The following is a 17116-nucleotide window of genomic DNA, read 5'->3' on the forward strand; positions in this document are numbered from 1 at the left end:
GTCCGGGTGGGGAGGATTCCGGACGTTGAGCGTCCGGAATCTTCCCCGCTCGATCACCGGTCCACCGGTCGTGACCGACCAAGAGGTGAGACCGGGCGACGATGCCCGCGGAACCACCCCCGTCCAAGTCGGGCGTAGGTACCCAAATGCGGGTTCCCCTTGAGGACACTGGGTGTCTCCAAGGCCACATTGGTGGCATGCCCGGCTGCCGATTCGCCGCTCACCCAGGCGCTAGGCCTTCCGGTAAGCGCGGAAGTAGTCCACCACGAATTCCTTCGGCCGCGGGTCGGCCGGGTCGACATCCCCGGTCCAGCCCGCGTTCTCATAGATGCCCAGCAGGAACGCCGACGCATAGGCAGGAGAGGCGTTTATCGTCTTCGTCAGTACGTTGTCGACGTAAAGCTTGAGCTGCGTCGGCGTCCACTCGAGTGCGTAGATGTGCATCTCGCTCGCCAGATCGAAGCCGACGTTGATCGAATGGTTGACTTCCGGGACATTCGGGTCCGACCACTTGTGCAGGCTGTAATTGAAGTTCCGCGGCGTGCGTCCCGGGTGTTCCATGATGTCGATCTCGGCGCGCTGTGACGACGTGTCCTGCTTCCCCACCGTCCAGAACGCGGCATGCAGCCCACTGCGGGCCGACGTCTTCGCGCGGATCTCGAAGTAACCGTACTTCGGCGCGTACTTCCATACGGCAGGGATCGTGTGATCCTGCGGCGTCGTCTTGTGCAGGCCGGTCTTTTGCCCGGTCTGGATGCTGGACACCTTCATCTTGTCGCCGCCCGCGTAATAGGTCGGCTGGTCGTTGTCGATCCGCAGCACGAGCGCGTTGTTCCGGAAGCCGTATCGCGCCCTCGAGCGCCATTCCGGGGTCCGGGATTCGAGGTAGTTCGTGATCCAGAGTCCCGGATCGAGGCTGCCGTTGAACTCGTCGTGCCGATCGAGGATCCAGCCCGGTTTGTTCAGCGGGTTCGGCGGCGCTTCGGCGGCCCCCGCCGACGGGGCCGAGCCGACACCGAAGATCACCGTCGTGACCAAGACCGGCAAGATCGCGGCCATTCTCGTCACTTTTCTTCTGCCTGACCGACTGCTGCTCATCGCTACCCTCTCCTTGGCGTCGCTCTCGGAAACTGTTTGCTCACCGGCCGTGGAGCCGCGAAATCACCATGGATGTCCGTCCACATAGGATTCAAGACGGGTTCGATCCCAAGCGCCGTCCGCGATGACGACGCGGTAGCGCAGCTTCAAGGTGTCACCCTGATCGAGTACGAGCGGATCGAAGAAGGCGAAGGACGGATTGACGGCGGGAAACGGGTTATTGCGCACGAACCAGTGCGTGCTCTTGTTGTCAGGGTGGTCCATGAAGAGCATCGTCGAGGCTCGATCGACCTCGTCGTGGTGGCCGACGTAGGCCAGCCAACGGGCGGGTTTGCCCATGAGCTCCGGGCCTTCGAGCCCGTCGGCCGCGATCACCGCACCGTCGGTGAACGCCCGCGGACCGCGCCAGAACAAACCGGTGTACCCGGCCATTTCCCGCCCGCTGGTCGTGGGGCTGCCGAGAACGAGCGATTCCGGGTGGGTGTTCGTCAGCTCGGTGGCGAACTCGAGCGTCCATGCCTCGTGGCCGACGTCACGCACGACGAGCTCGCGCACCTCGTCCACCCAGTGTTCTCCCGCTTGGGTGTGCCAGGTCAACCGTTCTTCGAAGCCGACACGTTCCGGACCTCGTTCACCGATGACGAAGTCCTCGTGCCGCATCGACCCGACGTTCGGCAAGTCCACGTAGCCCTGGTCTCGAACATAGGTCACGCCGCCCCAGAAGTTCTGCCCTGACACGTCGGTCGCCGTCAGCTGAATACCCTTGTGCCACCGGTGATCGTTCGGCCGGTAAGCCGTGACCACGTCCCCGGCCAGCGTCCGGACGGGGTGCAGGTACGGTTTCGGGCCTTCGAACGGCAGCGTCTCCGGGCGGTAGACGTACTCGAAGAGTTCCACCTCGCCTGCGCTCACCACGAGCGCCTTGTCGTCATGCCGGGTGATCGCGAGATTCAGTGCCACGGCGTGCCAGTTCCTTCCATCGACTTGTAGAACGGGTGATCCGCGGTGATCTCGCCGCTGAAGACCGGCTTCGCGGTGAAGGCCGACGCGTAGAGCGCGGCGACGAACTCCATGGTGTTCCTCGCGTCCGCCGTCCCGACAGGTGGTACGCCGTCACGGTCCAAGGCGTCGTACAGCGCCTCGACCTGGCACGCGTGACCGCTGACCACATCCGAACTATCGTTGTCCCACAGTGAAAGGACGTCCTCACGACCGGCGACCGGATGTATGGACCAGTCCGCGTCGGTGTACCCGTACACGTGCTCCAGCTCGACGGTCGCGTGCTCGTAGTCGAACCGCAGCGCCGACGTTTCCCGAGGTGACACCACGGAATTCACGACCGTCGCCACGGTGCCGCTCGCGAAGGTCACCAACGCCATGGAGACGTCCTCGGTCCGCACGTCGCGCGCCCGCCGGGCGGCCAGTGCGCGGATCTCCTGCCACGGACCGAGGATCGACAGCATCAGGTCGAACTGATGGATGCCGTGGCCCATGGTGGGACCGCCGCCTTCGCTGTCCCAAGTCCCCCGCCACGGCACGGCGAAGTAGGCCTCGTCGCGATACCACAAGGTCGCACAGCCCGCCAGCAACGGTCTGCCGAGCACACCCTCGGCCGTGAGCCGTCGCAGCCGGACCGCCCCTTGCCCGAACCGGTGCTGGAACACGGTCGCGACCTGTCCGGCGGAAACCCGTTCCGCTTCGATGAGTTCGTCCATCTCGGCGAGGGACAAGGTGGGCGGCTTCTCCACGAACACCGTCACGCCCGCGGCGAGGCATTCGAGCGTGATCGGCGTGTGGTGACGCGGCGGAGCGCACAGGTGGACCACGTCCACGGTCTCCCGGTCCAACAGCGCACTGGTACTCGCGTACACGCGCGGGATGCCCCATTCGTCCGCGAACGCGCTCGCCTTGTCCAGGTCGACGTCGACCACGGCGACCACGGCGACCCGGTCTCCCGTGGCGCGCAAGGCCTTCAGGTGGGCGCCCGCGATCGCGCCGGTCCCGACGATCGCGACGCGATGGGTGCGGGTCATCGGGCAGCGTCCACTTCGGACTGGAGTTCCTTGATGAACGCGGTGGCGGTCTGCTCCGGCGTCGCCCGGCCGAAAAGGACGTTCTCGGTGTGCCGCTTGAGGATCGTCTCGATGGTGCTGGCGCCGTTCGGCGTCACCCTCGGCGGATCGCTGACCGGGAGCTTGTCGAGGAATTCGGCCGCGATCTTGTCGGTCTCCTTCAGCCTGTCGTTGATCACCGCGCGCAGCTTCGGGTTGGCGGGCACGCCACGTTCGGTGAGCAGGATCTTGGCGGCTTCTTGGTCGTTGGCGAGGAAGTTCACGAACGCGGCCGCTTCGGCCGGGTGCTTGGAGCGGGCCGATACCGACCAGAACATCGACGGCTTGTAGTACGCAGAAGGCGCTTTCGCCTGCGCCTCTCCCGGTAGCCTGAGCAGCTTGAGCTTCGCTCCACTCGCCGCGGTCAGCGCGGTCAGCTGGGTGTTCCACCACCAGCCGAACGCGGCGGCGTTGGTCGCCGTGGCGGACTGGGGCAAACCGGCGGAGGCCTTCTCGACGGTCACCGGCGGCGGCGGGGCGATCCCGTTCTTGGCGATGTCGAGCAGGTAGGACCAGTAGTCCTGGAGAACCTTCGGCGGGATGACCACCTTGCCCTGAGCGTCGAACACGGACGCCCCGGCCTGACGAGCCCAGATGTTCAGTCCACCGGCGTCGTTGAAGCCGAAGGACTGGATGCCCCACACACTGCCGCCGCCCGCCTTGGACACCTGTTCGCCCGTCTTGCGCAGGTCTTCCCACGACCATTTCGTGTCGTCCGGCACCGCGATGCCGTACTTGGCGAGCAGGTCCGTGTTCACCACGACCGAATAGGCGGAGAGACCGATCGGCAGCGCGTACTGCTTGCCGTCGATGGCGCCGGTGGCCAGCGCCTTGCTGTCGAAGTCCGCGGTGACGAGGTGTTTGCGCGCCTCGTTGAGGTCGAGCAGCGCGCCGCGTTCGGCGTAGGAGGCCAGGTAGAGCTCGTCCATCTGGATGATGTCCGGGGCGTCGTTGGCCGCCACCGTCGTGGCGAGACTGTCCCAATACCCGTTCCACTCCTTGAATTCACCGCGCACGGTGATGTTCGGATGCTGCTTCTGGAACAGCTCGATGACCTGCTGGGTCCGCTTGTGCCGGTCATCCGAGCCCCACCAGGTGAAGCGCAGGGTCACCGGCTCGGCCGACAGGTCCTTGCCCGCGTCGGAATCACTGGAGCAGGCCACCAGCAGGCCGGCTGATAGCGTGAACAGCACGGCCCACACGAGCCGGCGAACCACCTTTTTGGACATGGTGAAGGTTTCCTTTCCGGCTACTTGCCGCCGGTTGTCGCGATTCCCCTGACGAGGTAACGCTGTCCGAACAGGAAGGCCAGGAAGATCGGGACGAGGGAGACCACGTTCATCGCGAACAGTGAGCCCCACGACGTCGAGACGGTCGAGTCGACGAACGTCCGCAACGCGACGGGAACGGTGTACATGTCCGGATCCGTCAGGTAGATCAGCTGGCTGAAGAAGTCGTTCCACGTCCAGATGAACGTGAAGATGGCGGTGGTGGCGAGCGCGGGTTTCATCAGCGGCAGGATGATCCGCACGAAGATCCGGGGATGGCCGCAACCGTCGATGCGCGCGGCCTCGTCCAGCTCTCTCGGCAGACCACGGATGAACTGCACCATCAAGAAGATGAAGAACGCGTCCGTGGCCAGCAACTTCGGCACGATCAACGGAAGGAACGTGTTCACCCAGCCGAGCTGGGAGAACAGGATGTACTGCGGGACGATGATCACGTGGATCGGCAGCATGATCGTGCCGAGCATGATCCCGAACCACCACCGCTTTCCGGCGAAATCCAGCCGCGCGAACGCGTACGCGGCCATGGAGCACGACACGAGATTCCCGATGATGCAGCCGATCACGACGATCGTCGAATTGACCAGGTAGACCGAGAACGGCGCGGACAGGGCCGTCCAGCCCTCGACGTAGTTACCGGTGCGCAACGAGTCGAGCACCAAACCGGGCGAGCGGAAGATCTCGTCGTCCGGTCGCAACGAGCTGACCACCATCCACAGCACCGGATACAGCATCACGACGCCGAGAAGGATCAGGCCGATGTGCTTGGCGGGAGTGGAAAACCGCCGTATCGGTCGCATGAGGTCAGTCGTCATAGAACACCCAGAATCTCGCGGCCCAGAAGTTGATGGCGGTGAACGCCCCGATGATCAAGAGCAGGAACCAGGCCAGCGCGGAGGCGTATCCCATGTCGAACCGGCTGAACCCCTGCTGGTACAGGTAAAGCGTGTAGAACATGGTCGAGTCCGACGGCCCCCCGGTTCCGTTGGAGACCACGAACGCCTGGGTGAACGACTGGAAGGCGTGGATGATCTGCAGCACCAGATTGAAGAAGATGATCGGCGACAGCAGCGGAAGGGTGATGTGCCGGAAACGGGACCACCGGCCCACTCCGTCGATCGCCGCGGCTTCGTAGTACGAGATCGGGATCTGCCGCAACCCGGCGAGGAAGATGATCATCGGCGCGCCGAAGGTCCAGACGTTGAGCACGATGAGCGTCGACAGCGCCGTGTCCGGGTCGGAGATCCAGCCTTTGCCCTGAATGCCGAAGAAGCCGAGCACGCGGTTCAGCAGACCGTCGGCACCGAAGATCTGGGTCCACAGCACGGCGATCGCGACACTCGACCCGAGCAGGGACGGCAGATAGAACGCCGAACGATAGAACGCCAAACCGCGCAGGCCCCGGTCGAGCAGCATGGCCACGCCCAGCGCGAACGCCAGCTGCACCGGTACCGACACCAGCACATAGGTGAAGGTCACGCGCAGGGCGGTGTGCAGCCGCTCGTCGGTGAAGATGCGCGCGAAGTTGTCCAAGCCGATGAACTTCGGCGGCTGGATCAGGTTGTACTTGGTGAAGCCGAGGCCGAGCGAGGCCAGGACCGGGCCTGCCGTGAGGAAGACGAGTCCGGCGCCCCAGGGTGCCAGGAACCAGAACGCCGCCTTGTTGTCACGCTTACGGCCCTTGACGCCGCCTCGCCGTAGTTTGCGGAACTCGTTGAGCGCGGTCATATCACCTGCGCCAGCAGGGGATGCGGCCGGAAGGCTGAGTGGCTGTTCGAACGGACCATGATCACAACTCCGTGAATCAGGCATCTTCGGAAAACGCTTTCCACCCTGACACCCCGGTTTCTCCACGTCAAGTGCCGGTCTGATCGACCAGGGAGCCACCTCGGTTTCCGCGTGCTTTCCCGCCAGTCAGCGGAGTTTGTGCGCTCCAGGGGCGGAGGCCGTCGCATCGTCGCCCTAATGACCTCGTGACTGGACTCTTCCCGGCATGTACGCTGTCGACCGGCTCAAGTGGGAAAACGTATTCACTTCCGCGGCCGATTTCCCCAGGGAGGACTGTCTCGATGATCCGGCAGGACCTTCATGACGGCTGGCGGCTCACGACTTCGCACAAGACCCTCGATGCCGCCGAACCTCCGGACTGGCGATACACGACCACCTTCGCGGCGACGACGTTGAAGCGAAGCGAGCGCGTGGATCTCGTCTTCGACGGCCCGGCCCCCGTCGCCGCCATCGAGCTCAACGGGAAACTAGTCGGCCACGTGGTCAACAAGCGACGCGGCTACCGCTTCGACATCAGGGACCTCCTCGTCCGCGGCGGAAACGACCTCACGGTGTCGCTCCACGCCGGCTCGGATCGAAGACCGGTCTCGCGGACCGCGGGCATCCCGCGGCCGGTCCGGCTGGAACGGTGGCGGCTGGCCAGACTCGGACGGGTTCGCCCGGTCGTGACCGTCTCCGGCGACGGGACCGGTCAGATCGAACTCCACACGGACATCGCCTGGGCGGACGAGCGCCACCGAGATCTGGTACTGCGGATCACCGTGGGCGCCGCGGCGCGCATCGTGGAGGTCCCGGCCGGGGCGAAGACGGTCATCGTGCCGATCGACGTGCCCGACGTCGACCTCTGGTGGCCGGCGGGGCACGGAACGCAGTCCCTGTACGACCTCGCGGTCGAGCTGCGCGCGAAATCGACCGGTGAACGGCTCGACGGCGTCACGAAGCGGATCGGGTTCCACACGATCACCGTGGACACCACGCCCGACGAGATCGGCGCTCCGTTCACCGTGGTCGTGAACGGGAAACCGATCCTCGTCAAGGGCGCCTGCTGGATTCCGGACGACCACGATTCCGCCCGGAACACCAAAGACCATCTGCTCCGCCGAGTGGGCGAGGCCGTCGCCGACGGGGTCAACCTGCTGCGGGTCCGAGGTGGCGGAAACTACGAGTCCGATGACTTCTACGACATCTGTGACGAACGTGGTGTCCTTGTCTGGCAAGACTTCCCGCATCTCTCCGCCACCTGTCCCACCCGGCGCCCGGTCTGCGGGGAACTCGCGGCCGAAACCCGCGAGAACGTCGCCCGCCTGATGCCCCACACCTCACTGGCCATCTGGAACTGCGACCGAGAGAACCTCGGTGACTTCGAGTCCAACCGGTCGCGCGATCGGACCTGGAGATCGGACTACTTCACCGATCTGCTGCCACGGATCGTCGCCGAACTCGACCCGGGCAGGTTTTACCGTCCCGGTGGCTCGCGACGTCCGTGAAGGCTATCGGCTCGCGCCGCGGCCTGATGTCTCTGATGTGGCATTGAGGGACTCGTATTCGTCTACCTACTGGTATGGAGCTTGTGCGGGTTGCCGGTGCGGTCGAGTGGGGAACATTCCGGACGTTGAGTGTCCCGGATCTTCCGTTGACCACATTGGAGACATACCCGGCTCCCGGAGTTGCGGGTGCCGGTCACGACAACTTTGCCTTACCCCCTCACCACTCCACGCAGAAACGTCCATAGCGACATCAATCGAACGTGCAAATCCGCACATCTAGGCGTGCGGCGATTTCCCGGCGGACGGATCGTGGACGTCGAGATGGCCGCACATGCCGAACCGCTGCTCGGCCGGTGGCTCCAGCACCCGGATGTCGGCCTCCGTCAGGTGGCTGACGTCGCCGGCCCGCAACCGTGCCAGTTGTTCTCCCGTTTCGTGCGCGGCGGCCAGCGCGCCGGTTCGCCATCGTCGTTCCCAGTCGGCGAACAATCCGTGTTTCAGCCGCACAGCCGCCTGGTAGAACTCCGTGAGCGCGGTGTGGTCGCCGTCTCCGACCCGCCTGCGCAGTTCGATGAACCCCTCGATCGCCAGATCCCGGCGACGCCGGGCGGCGTCCTCGTCACCGGCGTACGCGTTGTCGCGGCTCGCGAGAGACGCGGCTTCGGCATACGCCTCCGGGTCCGCGAGCGTGCCGGGCGGAAACGTGAACACCGCGTCGCCCGCCTCCGGCAGGCCGCTGTTCTGCATGATGACCACGATCCGCAGACCGCCGTCGTTGACCAGCCGGTGGATGGTGCCCGGCGTGAACCAGGCCACCGCCCCCGGCCGCAGTTCCGTCTCGGCGAATCCCTGCCGGGTCAAGGTCTGCACCCGGCCGCGGCCCTCGATGACGACGTAGCTTTCGGAGCAGGTCAGGTGCACGTGCGGTGAGCCGCCACAAACCCCGTCCGCGGTCGCCCACTCATAGACTCGCAGCCCCGACACGCCGACCGCGCCCGGAAGCGGTGTCACCATGAACGCTCCTCAAGATCGTGCTGTCCCGTACGACCAGCCGTCCTTCGACGGTCACATGGGTGACCGCGTCGATTTCGCCGAGCGCGAGCCGGATCGCCTCGGTTCCGGCGTACGCGAGCGGCAGCGCCACGGTGGTGAGCCTCGGCGTCACGTTGACCGCCAGCCGGATGTCGTCGAAACCGGTCAACGAGACGTCGTGCGGCACCACCACTCCGGCCTCACGCAAGGCACGCAGCGCGCCGACGGCGATCAGGTCGTTGGCCGCGAGGATGGCGTCGGTCCCGGCCAGGCCTTCGGAAGCGAGCTGTCGCGCTGCCTCGAATCCGCCCTCCCTGCTCACTTCACAGTGCACGATCCGCACCGCGGACTCCGCGACACCGCCCATGCGGAGTCCCTCCACGAACCCGGTGGTCCTGGCCGACTGCGCCGCTTGGCGGGCACCCGCGATGATCGCGACCCGCCGGTGCCCCGTCTCGGCCACATGGCGGCCGAGAGCGCGTGCGGCGCCGAGGTTGTCGAATCCGACCGAGTGGAACGGCAGGTCCGTGTCCCCGACGATCACGACGCGTCCGCCGTCGTGTTCGTACGCGCGCAACTCCGTGAGCAGCCTGCCTTCGAGCGCGTCGGCGTTGACCCGGCCCGACGTCAGCACCAAGGCCCGTGGCCGCAGGGAGCGGATCCGGTGGATCGCGTCCAGTTGCCGTTCGGGATCGCCACGGGTCGCCGAAACGGTGACGAACGCGCCGGTGGTGCTGGCTTCTCGCTCCATCGCGGACACCACGACGGCTATCGACGGCGTGGTGAGGTCATCGGCGATGAGCGCGAGTGAGTCACTCATCCGCCGCATCGCCCGTGCGGAAGCGTCGGCCGTGTAGCGCAGCCGCTCGGCCGCGGCGAGGACCCGCTCCCGAAGTTCGGCGGCGACGGTACGAGAGCTGCTGCCCAGCACCCGTGACGCGGTCGCGAGCGAAACCCCGGCCTCGGCCGCCACGTCATGCAACGTCACCGTGCCCCGTGCCGGATGCGGCATCACCACTCCATTTCGAACGTGGAAAGCGGCCGGCCGCGCTACCGTGGAGCCCACTTCCAGAAAACGCATTCCATCACCTGAGGCCGGGATCCACAAGGACCTCGCGGATCGAGCGAAACGAGACGTCACCCCATGACCGAGCAACGCACCGGTTCCTCCCCCACACTGCGGGACGTGGCGATGGCGGCGGGCGTCTCGCCGGCCACGGCGTCGCGCGCGCTCAACGGGAGCACACGCAAGGTCAGCGAGGAGAAGCGGGCTCTCGTCCTGGAAGCGGCCGCGAACCTCGGATATGTGCCGAACCTGTCGGCACAGGCCAACGCCAAGGGATCGACGAACACCGTCGCGCTGATCGTGCACGACATCGACGACCCGTACTTCTCCTCCATCGCCGCGGGCGCGCTCGAAGGCGCCGAGGCCGCGGGACTGATCGTGACCATGGCGGTCACCGGACGCTCGCCGGATCGCGAACTGGAGATCGTCTCGACCCTGCGCGGTCACCGGCCGCACGCCATCGTCCTCGCGGGCAGCCGGATCGGCGCCGCCCAGGACGCGCTGGTGGCCGAACTGCGCGAATACGAGGCCGCGGGCGGACGCGTGGCCGTGGTGAGCCAACCTGGCCTGCCTTACGGAACCGTCGCGATCGACAACCACGCGGGCGCCGCGGAACTGGCCACCGCGCTGGTCTCCCACGGCTACCGCCGGTTCGCCGTGCTGCGCGGGCCGGACGCGCTGCGCACTTCCCGTGACCGCTTCGCGGGTTTCCTCGCGGGCCTCGCCGCAGCGAAGATCGAGGTGGCCGACCGGTTCATCGTCGAAACCGACTTCACCGAAGACGGCGGACACACGGCCGCGACCGGACTTCTCGACCGCGGCCTGGACGACGTCGACCTGATCTTCGCGGCCAACGACGTCATGGCGATCGGTGTCATGCGGGCGTTGCGTGACGCGGACCTTGTCCCCGGACGCGACCTCGCGGTCGCGGGCTTCGACGACATCGGCGCGGCCATCGACGTGGAACCCGCGTTGACCTCGGTCGGCGTCCCCATGCGGGCCATGGGCCGTCGCGCGATCGACCTCGCGCTGAACGGCGAGGACAACAGCGAGATCGTGTGGCTGCCGACGACCGTCGTCCTGCGGGAGAGCACCCCTCGGCGAAGCTGATCCCGCGACCGGCGTCATGGCCGGATCAGCGCGCCGGTGAGCACCGGCACGTAGAACGCGGTGATACCGGCGAGGTTCGGATGGGTGCCGGTGCCGCCGGTTCCGGGGTAGCCGTTGACCTGGCCGTTGAAGGTGTACGCCACCCGCTGGCTGTCGACGCGGGTGTCCAATGTGGTGCCGCCGAAGACGTCCGCGACCGTGATGCCCCACTTCCCGGCGATCCGCAGCGTCACCGCGCGGATCGCGAGCTGCGTGTTCCAGTCACGAGAGCCGAGCTTGTGGACGGCGACGTAGGTGATCCTCGCGGCAGGCCATTTGGCCCGCATGGCTTGGATGGTGGTCTCGAGCGAGCCCGCGTAGGTGGATTTGTCGAAGGTGGCCGGGTCGAAGCCGCTCGCCATCGTGCCGACCTCGAACCGGTCGCCGTGGATGAGTTCGGCGTCGTTCGTGCCACCGTCGAACACGACGTGGTCAGGCGTCCGTGAGGCGGCGGCGCGCACCTGCGTGATGATCTGATTGCCGCTGGGCCCGATCGACGCGCCGTTCACGGCGTACTTGGTCAGCGTCATCTGCTCGCGTTCGGCCACGAGGTTCGCGAAGCCGCGCGGGTAGGTGTGACCCGCGACGATGCTGTCACCGAAGGCGTACATCGTCTTGCCTTTCAAGCGCCCGTTCGCCGCGCCGGCGGGAGCGACGAGGCGGAAGTTGTCGATCGCCTGTACTCCGGTGCCGACGTAGTTGCAGGCGACCAGCTTCGCGAGTCCCTCGCCGTCGATGCTGGCCGTACCGGAGGCCATGACCTTCGTCGCGGTCTCCTTGGTGGAGATCAGGTATTGCACCCGCCGCAGGGTGAAGTCGAGGTGCAGGTCCACCGTGTACCACTTGGAGCGGTCGTAGGTGAGCTTGGTCCAGACCGGATCGAGCGAGTCGGGCGCCGACGACGAGTCGGACGCGGGCCCGGTCAGGCCGTAGCGCAGTTCGGCCGGGGTGCCCGCGAGCGCGAACACGAGATCACCCTGGCTGTCACGCAGTTCCAGCCCCGACCTGTGCCCGCTGCCGGTGACGGCGGTCTTCCAGTCGAAGGTCAGATCGAGGGTGCGCTCGCTCGTGACGGCCGCGGCGAACGTCTTGACGGCGGTGGTGTGATCGCCCATCCCCCTGGTGACGTTCAGGACCCCGCCCGACACCGCGGCTCCGGCGGGGAAGCCGAAATTCACCGGGTTCGTCTGGACGTCGAACGTCTCGTCGATCAGCACGCCCGCCGCGATGTCAGCCTCCGCCGGGGACGCGATCAAGGTGACCGTCGCCGCCGCGACGGCCGCGACGGCACGCAGCCGAGGAATCCGACGGGTCAGCCGTTGTTCGGCACACATAGGGACTTCCGATCTCGGGCCACTGACCTGTCCTAAGTGGACCGTGACGAGGGCGATCGCGAGGTCTGGAAAACGTATTCCAGCATGTCGATGTCCCTGGAGTCAAGAAGGGGCTGGGATCGTGCACAACACCCAGAGTGCCGACCAATCCGCTCTCCGAAGACGTAACTTCGGCCTTTACGGGCGAGAAACGGGGCGATACTGTGAACGTTCACAGCTACCGGACGGCTACCAGCAATGCGCCGCGGCGACGCCTTCGCCGATCCGTGTCGCCGTTTTCCGGCTGGGACAAAGGAGTTCGATGTCGTTCCGTCGCTCGCTGGCACTACTCGCCGGCATCCTCGTCATATTCGGCCTGGTCTCCGTGCCCGCCGCGGCCACCCCGGGAGCCGAAGCGGTCGCCGACGCCGGCCGGGCGGTGGACTTCACCCGGGGCTGGAAGTTCGCGCTGGTCAACACCACGGGCGCGGACGCACCACAGCCGAGCGCGCAGGACCCGTCGTGGCGCGATGTCCGCCTCCCCCACGACTGGAGTATCGGGCTGAACCCGGTGGCGAGCCCGGAAACGACCGCGGGCACGGCGTTCCTGCCCGGCGGGCTCGGCTGGTACCGCAAGGCTTTCCGGCTGCCCCGGGCGATGGCGGGCAAGCAGGTGTCGATCGAGTTCGACGGCGTGTACATGGACTCCGAGGTCTACCTCAACGGCAGGCTGATCGGCACGCACCCCTACGGCTACACGGGTTTCAGCCTCGACCTGACACCGTTCGCGCATACCGACGGCACGGCCGACGTCCTCACGGTCAAGGTGCGCAACCAGGTGCCCAGCAGCAGGTGGTACTCCGGCAGCGGGATCTACCGCACCGTGCGGCTGGTGGTCACCGATCCGGTGCACGTGGCCCGCCACGGCGTCACGGTGACCACGCCCGACCTCGCGAACACGCTCAAGTCGCGCTTCGCGACCGTGCGCGTGGACACGACGGTCGCCGTCGCGCATGGCGATACCCGGCAGGCAGAGGTCGTCTCGACGATCAAGGACGCGAGCGGCCGGATCGCCGGATCGGGATCGACCCGCCTGTCCGTACCCGGCGCGGGTGGCGTCGACATCCGGATCGACGACCCGGAACTGTGGTCGACGGACCGGCCGTATCTGTACACAGTGGACACTCAGCTCCGCGTCAAGGGGAAGGTCGTCGACACGACCAGTACGCCACTGGGCATCCGCTGGTTCACCTTCGACGCGGACGAGGGCTTCTCCCTCAACGGCAAGCCCATGAAACTCCAGGGCGTCAACCTGCACCACGATCTGGGCGCGCTGGGCGCAGCGGTCAACACCGACGCCATCGTCCGCCAGCTCGAGATCATGAAGAGCATGGGGGTCAACGCGGTGCGGACCTCGCACAATCCCCCGGCGCCGGAGCTGATCAAGGCCTGCGCCGAAATGGGCATCCTCATGCAGATCGAGGCCTTCGACTCCTGGCGGACCCCGAAGACGAAGAACGACTACGCCAGGTTCTTCGATGCCCACAGCACCGCCGACGTCCAGGAGATGGTGCACGCGGCGAAGAACTCCCCCGCCGTCGTCATGTGGTCGATCGGCAACGAGATCCCCGATTCCGCCACCGCGGCCGGCGTGCCCATCGCCCGGCGGCTGATCGAGGACGTCCGGGCCGTCGACAAGACGCGCCCCGTGGTGATGGGCTCTGACCGGTACCGCACGGTCCCGGCCCCGGGGTCACCCCAAGACCAGATCCTCCACCTGCTCGACGGCATGGGGCTCAACTACAACACGGCCGCGTCCGTCGACGCGTTGCACGCGAGGTACCCCACCAAATTCTTCTTCGAGAGCGAATCGTCGTCGTCCACTTCGACCCGCGGGGTGTACCAGGATCCCGAACAGCTCAACACCGGCGAGAACCACACCCCCGGCAAACGCGGGACTTCCTCCTACGACAACAACCTCGAGTCGTGGACCTACAGCGGTGAATACGGCCTGAAGAAGGACCGCGACCGCCGGTATTTCGCCGGGCAGTTCCTCTGGACGGGGATCGACTATCTCGGCGAGCCGACCCCGTACTGGGACGACTTCCCGGTGAAGGCGTCGTTCTTCGGCGCTGTCGACACGGCCGGGTTCGCCAAGGATTTCTACCATCTCTTCCGCAGCCAGTGGACGACCGAGCCGATGGTCCATCTGCTGCCGATGAACTGGACCGATCACCGGCCGGGAGACAAGGTCTCCGTATGGGCGTACAGCAACGCCGAGTCCGTCGAGCTGTTCCTCGACGGCAAGTCGCTGGGCACCCGGTCCTTCGACACGAAGACGACCACTTCCGGCACCCGGTATCTGGAGACGACCGAGGCCACCGGTGACGACAAGACGGTCACCACCGGCGCCTATCCCGGCAGCTACACCAGCCCGAACGGCAGCGCGGGAAAGCTGCACCTGACGTGGACCGTGCCGTTCTCGCCTGGGCGGCTGGTCGCGGTCGCGAAGCGGGGCGGTACCGAAGTCGCGAGGGACGAGGTGTCCACCGCGGGCGCTCCGCGCGCCATCCGGCTGACCCCGGACCGGACAGTACTCGGTTCCGGCAGGTCGTTGTCCTTCATCACCGCGGATGTCGTCGACGAGCACGGCGTGGTGGTTCCGCAGGCGGACAACCTGATCTCGTTCGACGTCCACGGTGGCGAGCTGGCGGGCCTGGACAACGGGCAGGAGGAAAGCGCCGAGAACTACCGGGCGTCCTCCCGGAGCGCGTTCAACGGCAAGGCACTCGCCATCGTCGCACCGGGGCGATCCGCGGGCCCGGTCGTGGTCACGGCGCGCTCGCCGGGCCTCCGTACCGGAGTGACCACCCTGCTCTCCGCCGGCGGAGGCGAGTCCTTCCCAGGCGCGTACGGGCCACCGGTTCCGCCCAGGGGCGTCCCGGCGGCGGACGCGAGCTACTCCGGGGCGGCGGACACGCTTCCGTCCGCGATGCTCGACAAGAACACCACCAGCGGCGGCTGGTCGAACTACTACGCGAAGAAGGCGACGGCCCTGCTGCCCGCCGTGAGCCGCGCGCACGCGCACGAGTGGGTATCGATATCAGGGCTCTCGGGGTCTGTCGGCACTGTCCAGGCCTATTTCACGACCGACGCCGCACGCGCTCTACCCGCCACGATCGACGTGTCCTACTGGGACGGACGCCGCTTCGTACCGGCGCGCGGCACCCGTATCGAGTGGGCGGACGGCTCGAACCGGCCGACCCGGATCAGCTTCGAGCCCGTCCGGACAGACCGCATCAAGCTCGACCTGACCAGCCGGGCACCCGGCACCTCGGCAGGCTTCCTTCAGATCGCCGAACTCACCGCCGGCCCTTGACCGTGGTCTTCGGGTGAGCGTGTGTTCCCTACCTTGAGCGTCAATGCCAGGACCTTAGGGCTGGTGGGGCGGTCCGTTCGAGTGGGGAAGATTCCGGCCGTTGAGCGTCCGGAATCTTCCCCACTCGGCCGCCGGTCCACCGGTCGTGATCGGGCACGAGTCGTGGGCGGGTTTCCTTGGCGACCAGGATGCCCAGCATCGAGATGATCGCGGCGATGACGACGTAGCCGATGACCGGCGTCGCGGTGCCGTAGTTCTTGAGCAGGGCCACGGCGATGATCGGTGCCAGGGAACCGGCCACGATCGAGGTGACCTGGTAGCGGACGCCGATGTCGAATTGTTCGGCGAAGAACGCCGCTTGCGGCCCGTAATAGCGGTGTCTCCGTCAGCGCCGACGCGGACGGCGAAGCGCGTGGCCACTGCGCCGAGGCAGCCGCACCCCGTCGTAGAAATACGAACCGACGATTCCGACGGCGCTGACGGTGAAGAGGGCCACTATGCCGAAGCCGACCGGGAGGTAGGACAGACTCGACTCCGGTGGTGCGCTGCCGCGGCGAGGCTCGTCCGATCCCATGAGCTGCACGGCGATCAGCACCGTCGCGACCAGTGTCACGAGGCCGACCAGCAGCAACAGCAAACGTGTGATCCTGGTGTGCTGGGCGCTGTAGACCCGTATGTCGAATTCGGTTTCGCAGGCACCGCACCGCACAGGGGCGGTCTTCACTCCCTTGGCAGGCCGTGGCACCGGGATCGGATGCAGCGAGTAGGTCAGGATGCTCAGTGACCCTTCCCGCCGCCAGTTGTGGTTGTGCTGGAGATGCACCCGTGGATATCCGCCAACCCGCATCACGCCTCCACGGCACGTCGTCGTCCAGGGCAGGCCAAGCCTAACGACCAGGATCCGGCACACGCCTGTGATGCTCGCGAATGCACTCAGCGCTCCCCGAACGCTTCCGTTGAGGGGGTAAGGCAAAAGCGGCGGGAACAGGGCCGGAGTCGCTGGTCCGTGAAGGCCTCCTTCCCTACCTTGAGAGTAGGGAAGGAGGCCTTCACGGACTTTCCTGACTTGAGGCTGCGGGTGAAGGGGCGGCTGGTCGTGAGTGGCGATTCGGGTTCTATGGGATAGGGCAAAGGTGGCGTGTTCGGCGGGGTGGTGGCCGGGGTGACGTGGCACCGATCTCGCGTGCCTGAAGCCGGAACACCCGAGTGTTGGATCCAGGCACGCGAGTTACGACTCAGCGCCGCCCGCCCACGATCACGAAACGGTTGACTTACCCCTCAAGAGCAGGGGTGTTCTTGTCGAAATAGCCTGCCGGTTGAACTCACCCGTCCCGGGTATCCACCGGGCGTTGCGCATTCGATTCGCACCGTCGGGGTATCCGTGCGCTGTCACCCCACAACAGGAGG

14 protein-coding genes are annotated in these 17116 nt (G+C 66.5%); 3 read left to right on the top strand and 11 right to left on the bottom strand.

The genetic code is table 11. The annotated features are described in order from the left end of the window. Positions 1-231: 231 nt before the first annotated feature. The 6 genes from ACZ5ZX_RS31900 to ACZ5ZX_RS31925 all read right to left on the bottom strand — a co-directional run bounded on the left by ACZ5ZX_RS31900 (position 232) and on the right by ACZ5ZX_RS31925 (position 6223). Positions 232-1059 carry a glycoside hydrolase family 16 protein gene (locus ACZ5ZX_RS31900; RefSeq protein ID WP_465505689.1) on the bottom strand — a complete coding sequence of 276 codons (828 nt, stop codon included), beginning with the start codon at positions 1057-1059 and terminating at the stop codon, positions 232-234. 102 nt (positions 1060-1161) lie between these two features. Then, complete coding sequence (locus ACZ5ZX_RS31905; protein ID WP_465505690.1) at positions 1162-2058, bottom strand: DUF6807 domain-containing protein; 897 nt, start codon at positions 2056-2058, stop codon at positions 1162-1164. Then, positions 2049-3131 carry a Gfo/Idh/MocA family protein gene (locus ACZ5ZX_RS31910; protein ID WP_465505691.1) on the bottom strand — a complete coding sequence of 361 codons (1083 nt, stop codon included), beginning with the start codon at positions 3129-3131 and terminating at the stop codon, positions 2049-2051. Before ACZ5ZX_RS31910 ends, ACZ5ZX_RS31905 begins: the two co-directional genes overlap by 10 nt. Continuing rightward, positions 3128-4438 carry an ABC transporter substrate-binding protein gene (locus tag ACZ5ZX_RS31915; RefSeq protein ID WP_465505692.1) on the bottom strand — a complete coding sequence of 437 codons (1311 nt, stop codon included), beginning with the start codon at positions 4436-4438 and terminating at the stop codon, positions 3128-3130. Before ACZ5ZX_RS31915 ends, ACZ5ZX_RS31910 begins: the two co-directional genes overlap by 4 nt. Positions 4439-4458: 20 nt before the next feature. After that, positions 4459-5310 carry a carbohydrate ABC transporter permease gene (locus tag ACZ5ZX_RS31920; RefSeq protein ID WP_465505693.1) on the bottom strand — a complete coding sequence of 284 codons (852 nt, stop codon included), beginning with the start codon at positions 5308-5310 and terminating at the stop codon, positions 4459-4461. Beyond that, the gene (locus tag ACZ5ZX_RS31925) at positions 5300-6223 is read right to left on the bottom strand and encodes a carbohydrate ABC transporter permease (protein WP_465505694.1); all 924 of its coding nucleotides are present in this window, start codon (positions 6221-6223) and stop codon (positions 5300-5302) included. Before ACZ5ZX_RS31925 ends, ACZ5ZX_RS31920 begins: the two co-directional genes overlap by 11 nt. 341 nt (positions 6224-6564) lie before the next feature. On the opposite strand from ACZ5ZX_RS31925, the gene ACZ5ZX_RS31930 reads away from it, so the two are divergent. Then, positions 6565-7770 (top strand): glycoside hydrolase family 2 protein, encoded by a 1206-nt coding sequence (locus tag ACZ5ZX_RS31930; protein ID WP_465505695.1) that lies wholly within the window; start codon positions 6565-6567, stop codon positions 7768-7770. 276 nt (positions 7771-8046) lie between these two features. Here ACZ5ZX_RS31930 and ACZ5ZX_RS31935 read toward each other — a convergent pair whose 3' ends face one another. After that, complete coding sequence (locus ACZ5ZX_RS31935; RefSeq protein WP_465505696.1) at positions 8047-8784, bottom strand: cupin domain-containing protein; 738 nt, start codon at positions 8782-8784, stop codon at positions 8047-8049. Beyond that, on the bottom strand, positions 8732-9814 hold the full coding sequence (locus tag ACZ5ZX_RS31940; RefSeq protein ID WP_465505697.1) for a LacI family DNA-binding transcriptional regulator: 1083 nt from the start codon (positions 9812-9814) through the stop codon (positions 8732-8734). Before ACZ5ZX_RS31940 ends, ACZ5ZX_RS31935 begins: the two co-directional genes overlap by 53 nt. Before the next feature lie 132 nt (positions 9815-9946). On the opposite strand from ACZ5ZX_RS31940, the gene ACZ5ZX_RS31945 reads away from it, so the two are divergent. Beyond that, positions 9947-10978, top strand: a complete 1032-nt coding sequence (locus tag ACZ5ZX_RS31945) for a LacI family DNA-binding transcriptional regulator (protein WP_465505698.1) — start codon at positions 9947-9949, stop codon at positions 10976-10978. Between the two features lie 14 nt (positions 10979-10992). Here the strand turns inward: ACZ5ZX_RS31945 and ACZ5ZX_RS31950 are convergent, their stop codons facing one another. Next, entirely contained in the window at positions 10993-12351 is a 1359-nt protein-coding gene (locus tag ACZ5ZX_RS31950; protein WP_465505699.1) for an SGNH/GDSL hydrolase family protein, read from the bottom strand. Between the two features lie 301 nt (positions 12352-12652). Here ACZ5ZX_RS31950 and ACZ5ZX_RS31955 point away from each other — a divergent pair, with 301 nt between their 5' ends. Then, complete coding sequence (locus ACZ5ZX_RS31955) at positions 12653-15709, top strand: glycoside hydrolase family 2 TIM barrel-domain containing protein (protein ID WP_465505700.1); 3057 nt, start codon at positions 12653-12655, stop codon at positions 15707-15709. Between the two features lie 40 nt (positions 15710-15749). Here ACZ5ZX_RS31955 and ACZ5ZX_RS31960 read toward each other — a convergent pair whose 3' ends face one another. Then, positions 15750-16010, bottom strand: a complete 261-nt coding sequence (locus tag ACZ5ZX_RS31960; RefSeq protein ID WP_465505701.1) for a hypothetical protein — start codon at positions 16008-16010, stop codon at positions 15750-15752. A gap of 84 nt (positions 16011-16094) precedes the next feature. Then, positions 16095-16556, bottom strand: a complete 462-nt coding sequence (locus tag ACZ5ZX_RS31965) for a hypothetical protein (protein ID WP_465505702.1) — start codon at positions 16554-16556, stop codon at positions 16095-16097. Positions 16557-17116: the final 560 nt, after the last annotated feature.

Source organism: Amycolatopsis sp. NPDC033938, from assembly GCF_055575975.1.

What these genes read in the sequence shown, in the direction of transcription:
- ACZ5ZX_RS31930 (WP_465505695.1), top strand. Translation starts at nt 6,565, where the DNA reads ATGATCCGGCAGGACCTTCATGACGGCTGGCGGCTCACGACTTCGCAC.
- ACZ5ZX_RS31900 (WP_465505689.1), bottom strand. Translation starts at nt 1,059, where the DNA reads ATGGCCGCGATCTTGCCGGTCTTGGTCACGACGGTGATCTTCGGTGTC.
- ACZ5ZX_RS31925 (WP_465505694.1), bottom strand. Translation starts at nt 6,223, where the DNA reads ATGACCGCGCTCAACGAGTTCCGCAAACTACGGCGAGGCGGCGTCAAG.
- ACZ5ZX_RS31920 (WP_465505693.1), bottom strand. Translation starts at nt 5,310, where the DNA reads ATGACGACTGACCTCATGCGACCGATACGGCGGTTTTCCACTCCCGCC.
- ACZ5ZX_RS31950 (WP_465505699.1), bottom strand. Translation starts at nt 12,351, where the DNA reads ATGTGTGCCGAACAACGGCTGACCCGTCGGATTCCTCGGCTGCGTGCC.
- ACZ5ZX_RS31915 (WP_465505692.1), bottom strand. Translation starts at nt 4,438, where the DNA reads ATGTCCAAAAAGGTGGTTCGCCGGCTCGTGTGGGCCGTGCTGTTCACG.
- ACZ5ZX_RS31940 (WP_465505697.1), bottom strand. Translation starts at nt 9,814, where the DNA reads ATGCCGCATCCGGCACGGGGCACGGTGACGTTGCATGACGTGGCGGCC.
- ACZ5ZX_RS31955 (WP_465505700.1), top strand. Translation starts at nt 12,653, where the DNA reads ATGTCGTTCCGTCGCTCGCTGGCACTACTCGCCGGCATCCTCGTCATA.
- ACZ5ZX_RS31910 (WP_465505691.1), bottom strand. Translation starts at nt 3,131, where the DNA reads ATGACCCGCACCCATCGCGTCGCGATCGTCGGGACCGGCGCGATCGCG.
- ACZ5ZX_RS31965 (WP_465505702.1), bottom strand. Translation starts at nt 16,556, where the DNA reads ATGCGGGTTGGCGGATATCCACGGGTGCATCTCCAGCACAACCACAAC.
- ACZ5ZX_RS31945 (WP_465505698.1), top strand. Translation starts at nt 9,947, where the DNA reads ATGACCGAGCAACGCACCGGTTCCTCCCCCACACTGCGGGACGTGGCG.
- ACZ5ZX_RS31935 (WP_465505696.1), bottom strand. Translation starts at nt 8,784, where the DNA reads ATGGTGACACCGCTTCCGGGCGCGGTCGGCGTGTCGGGGCTGCGAGTC.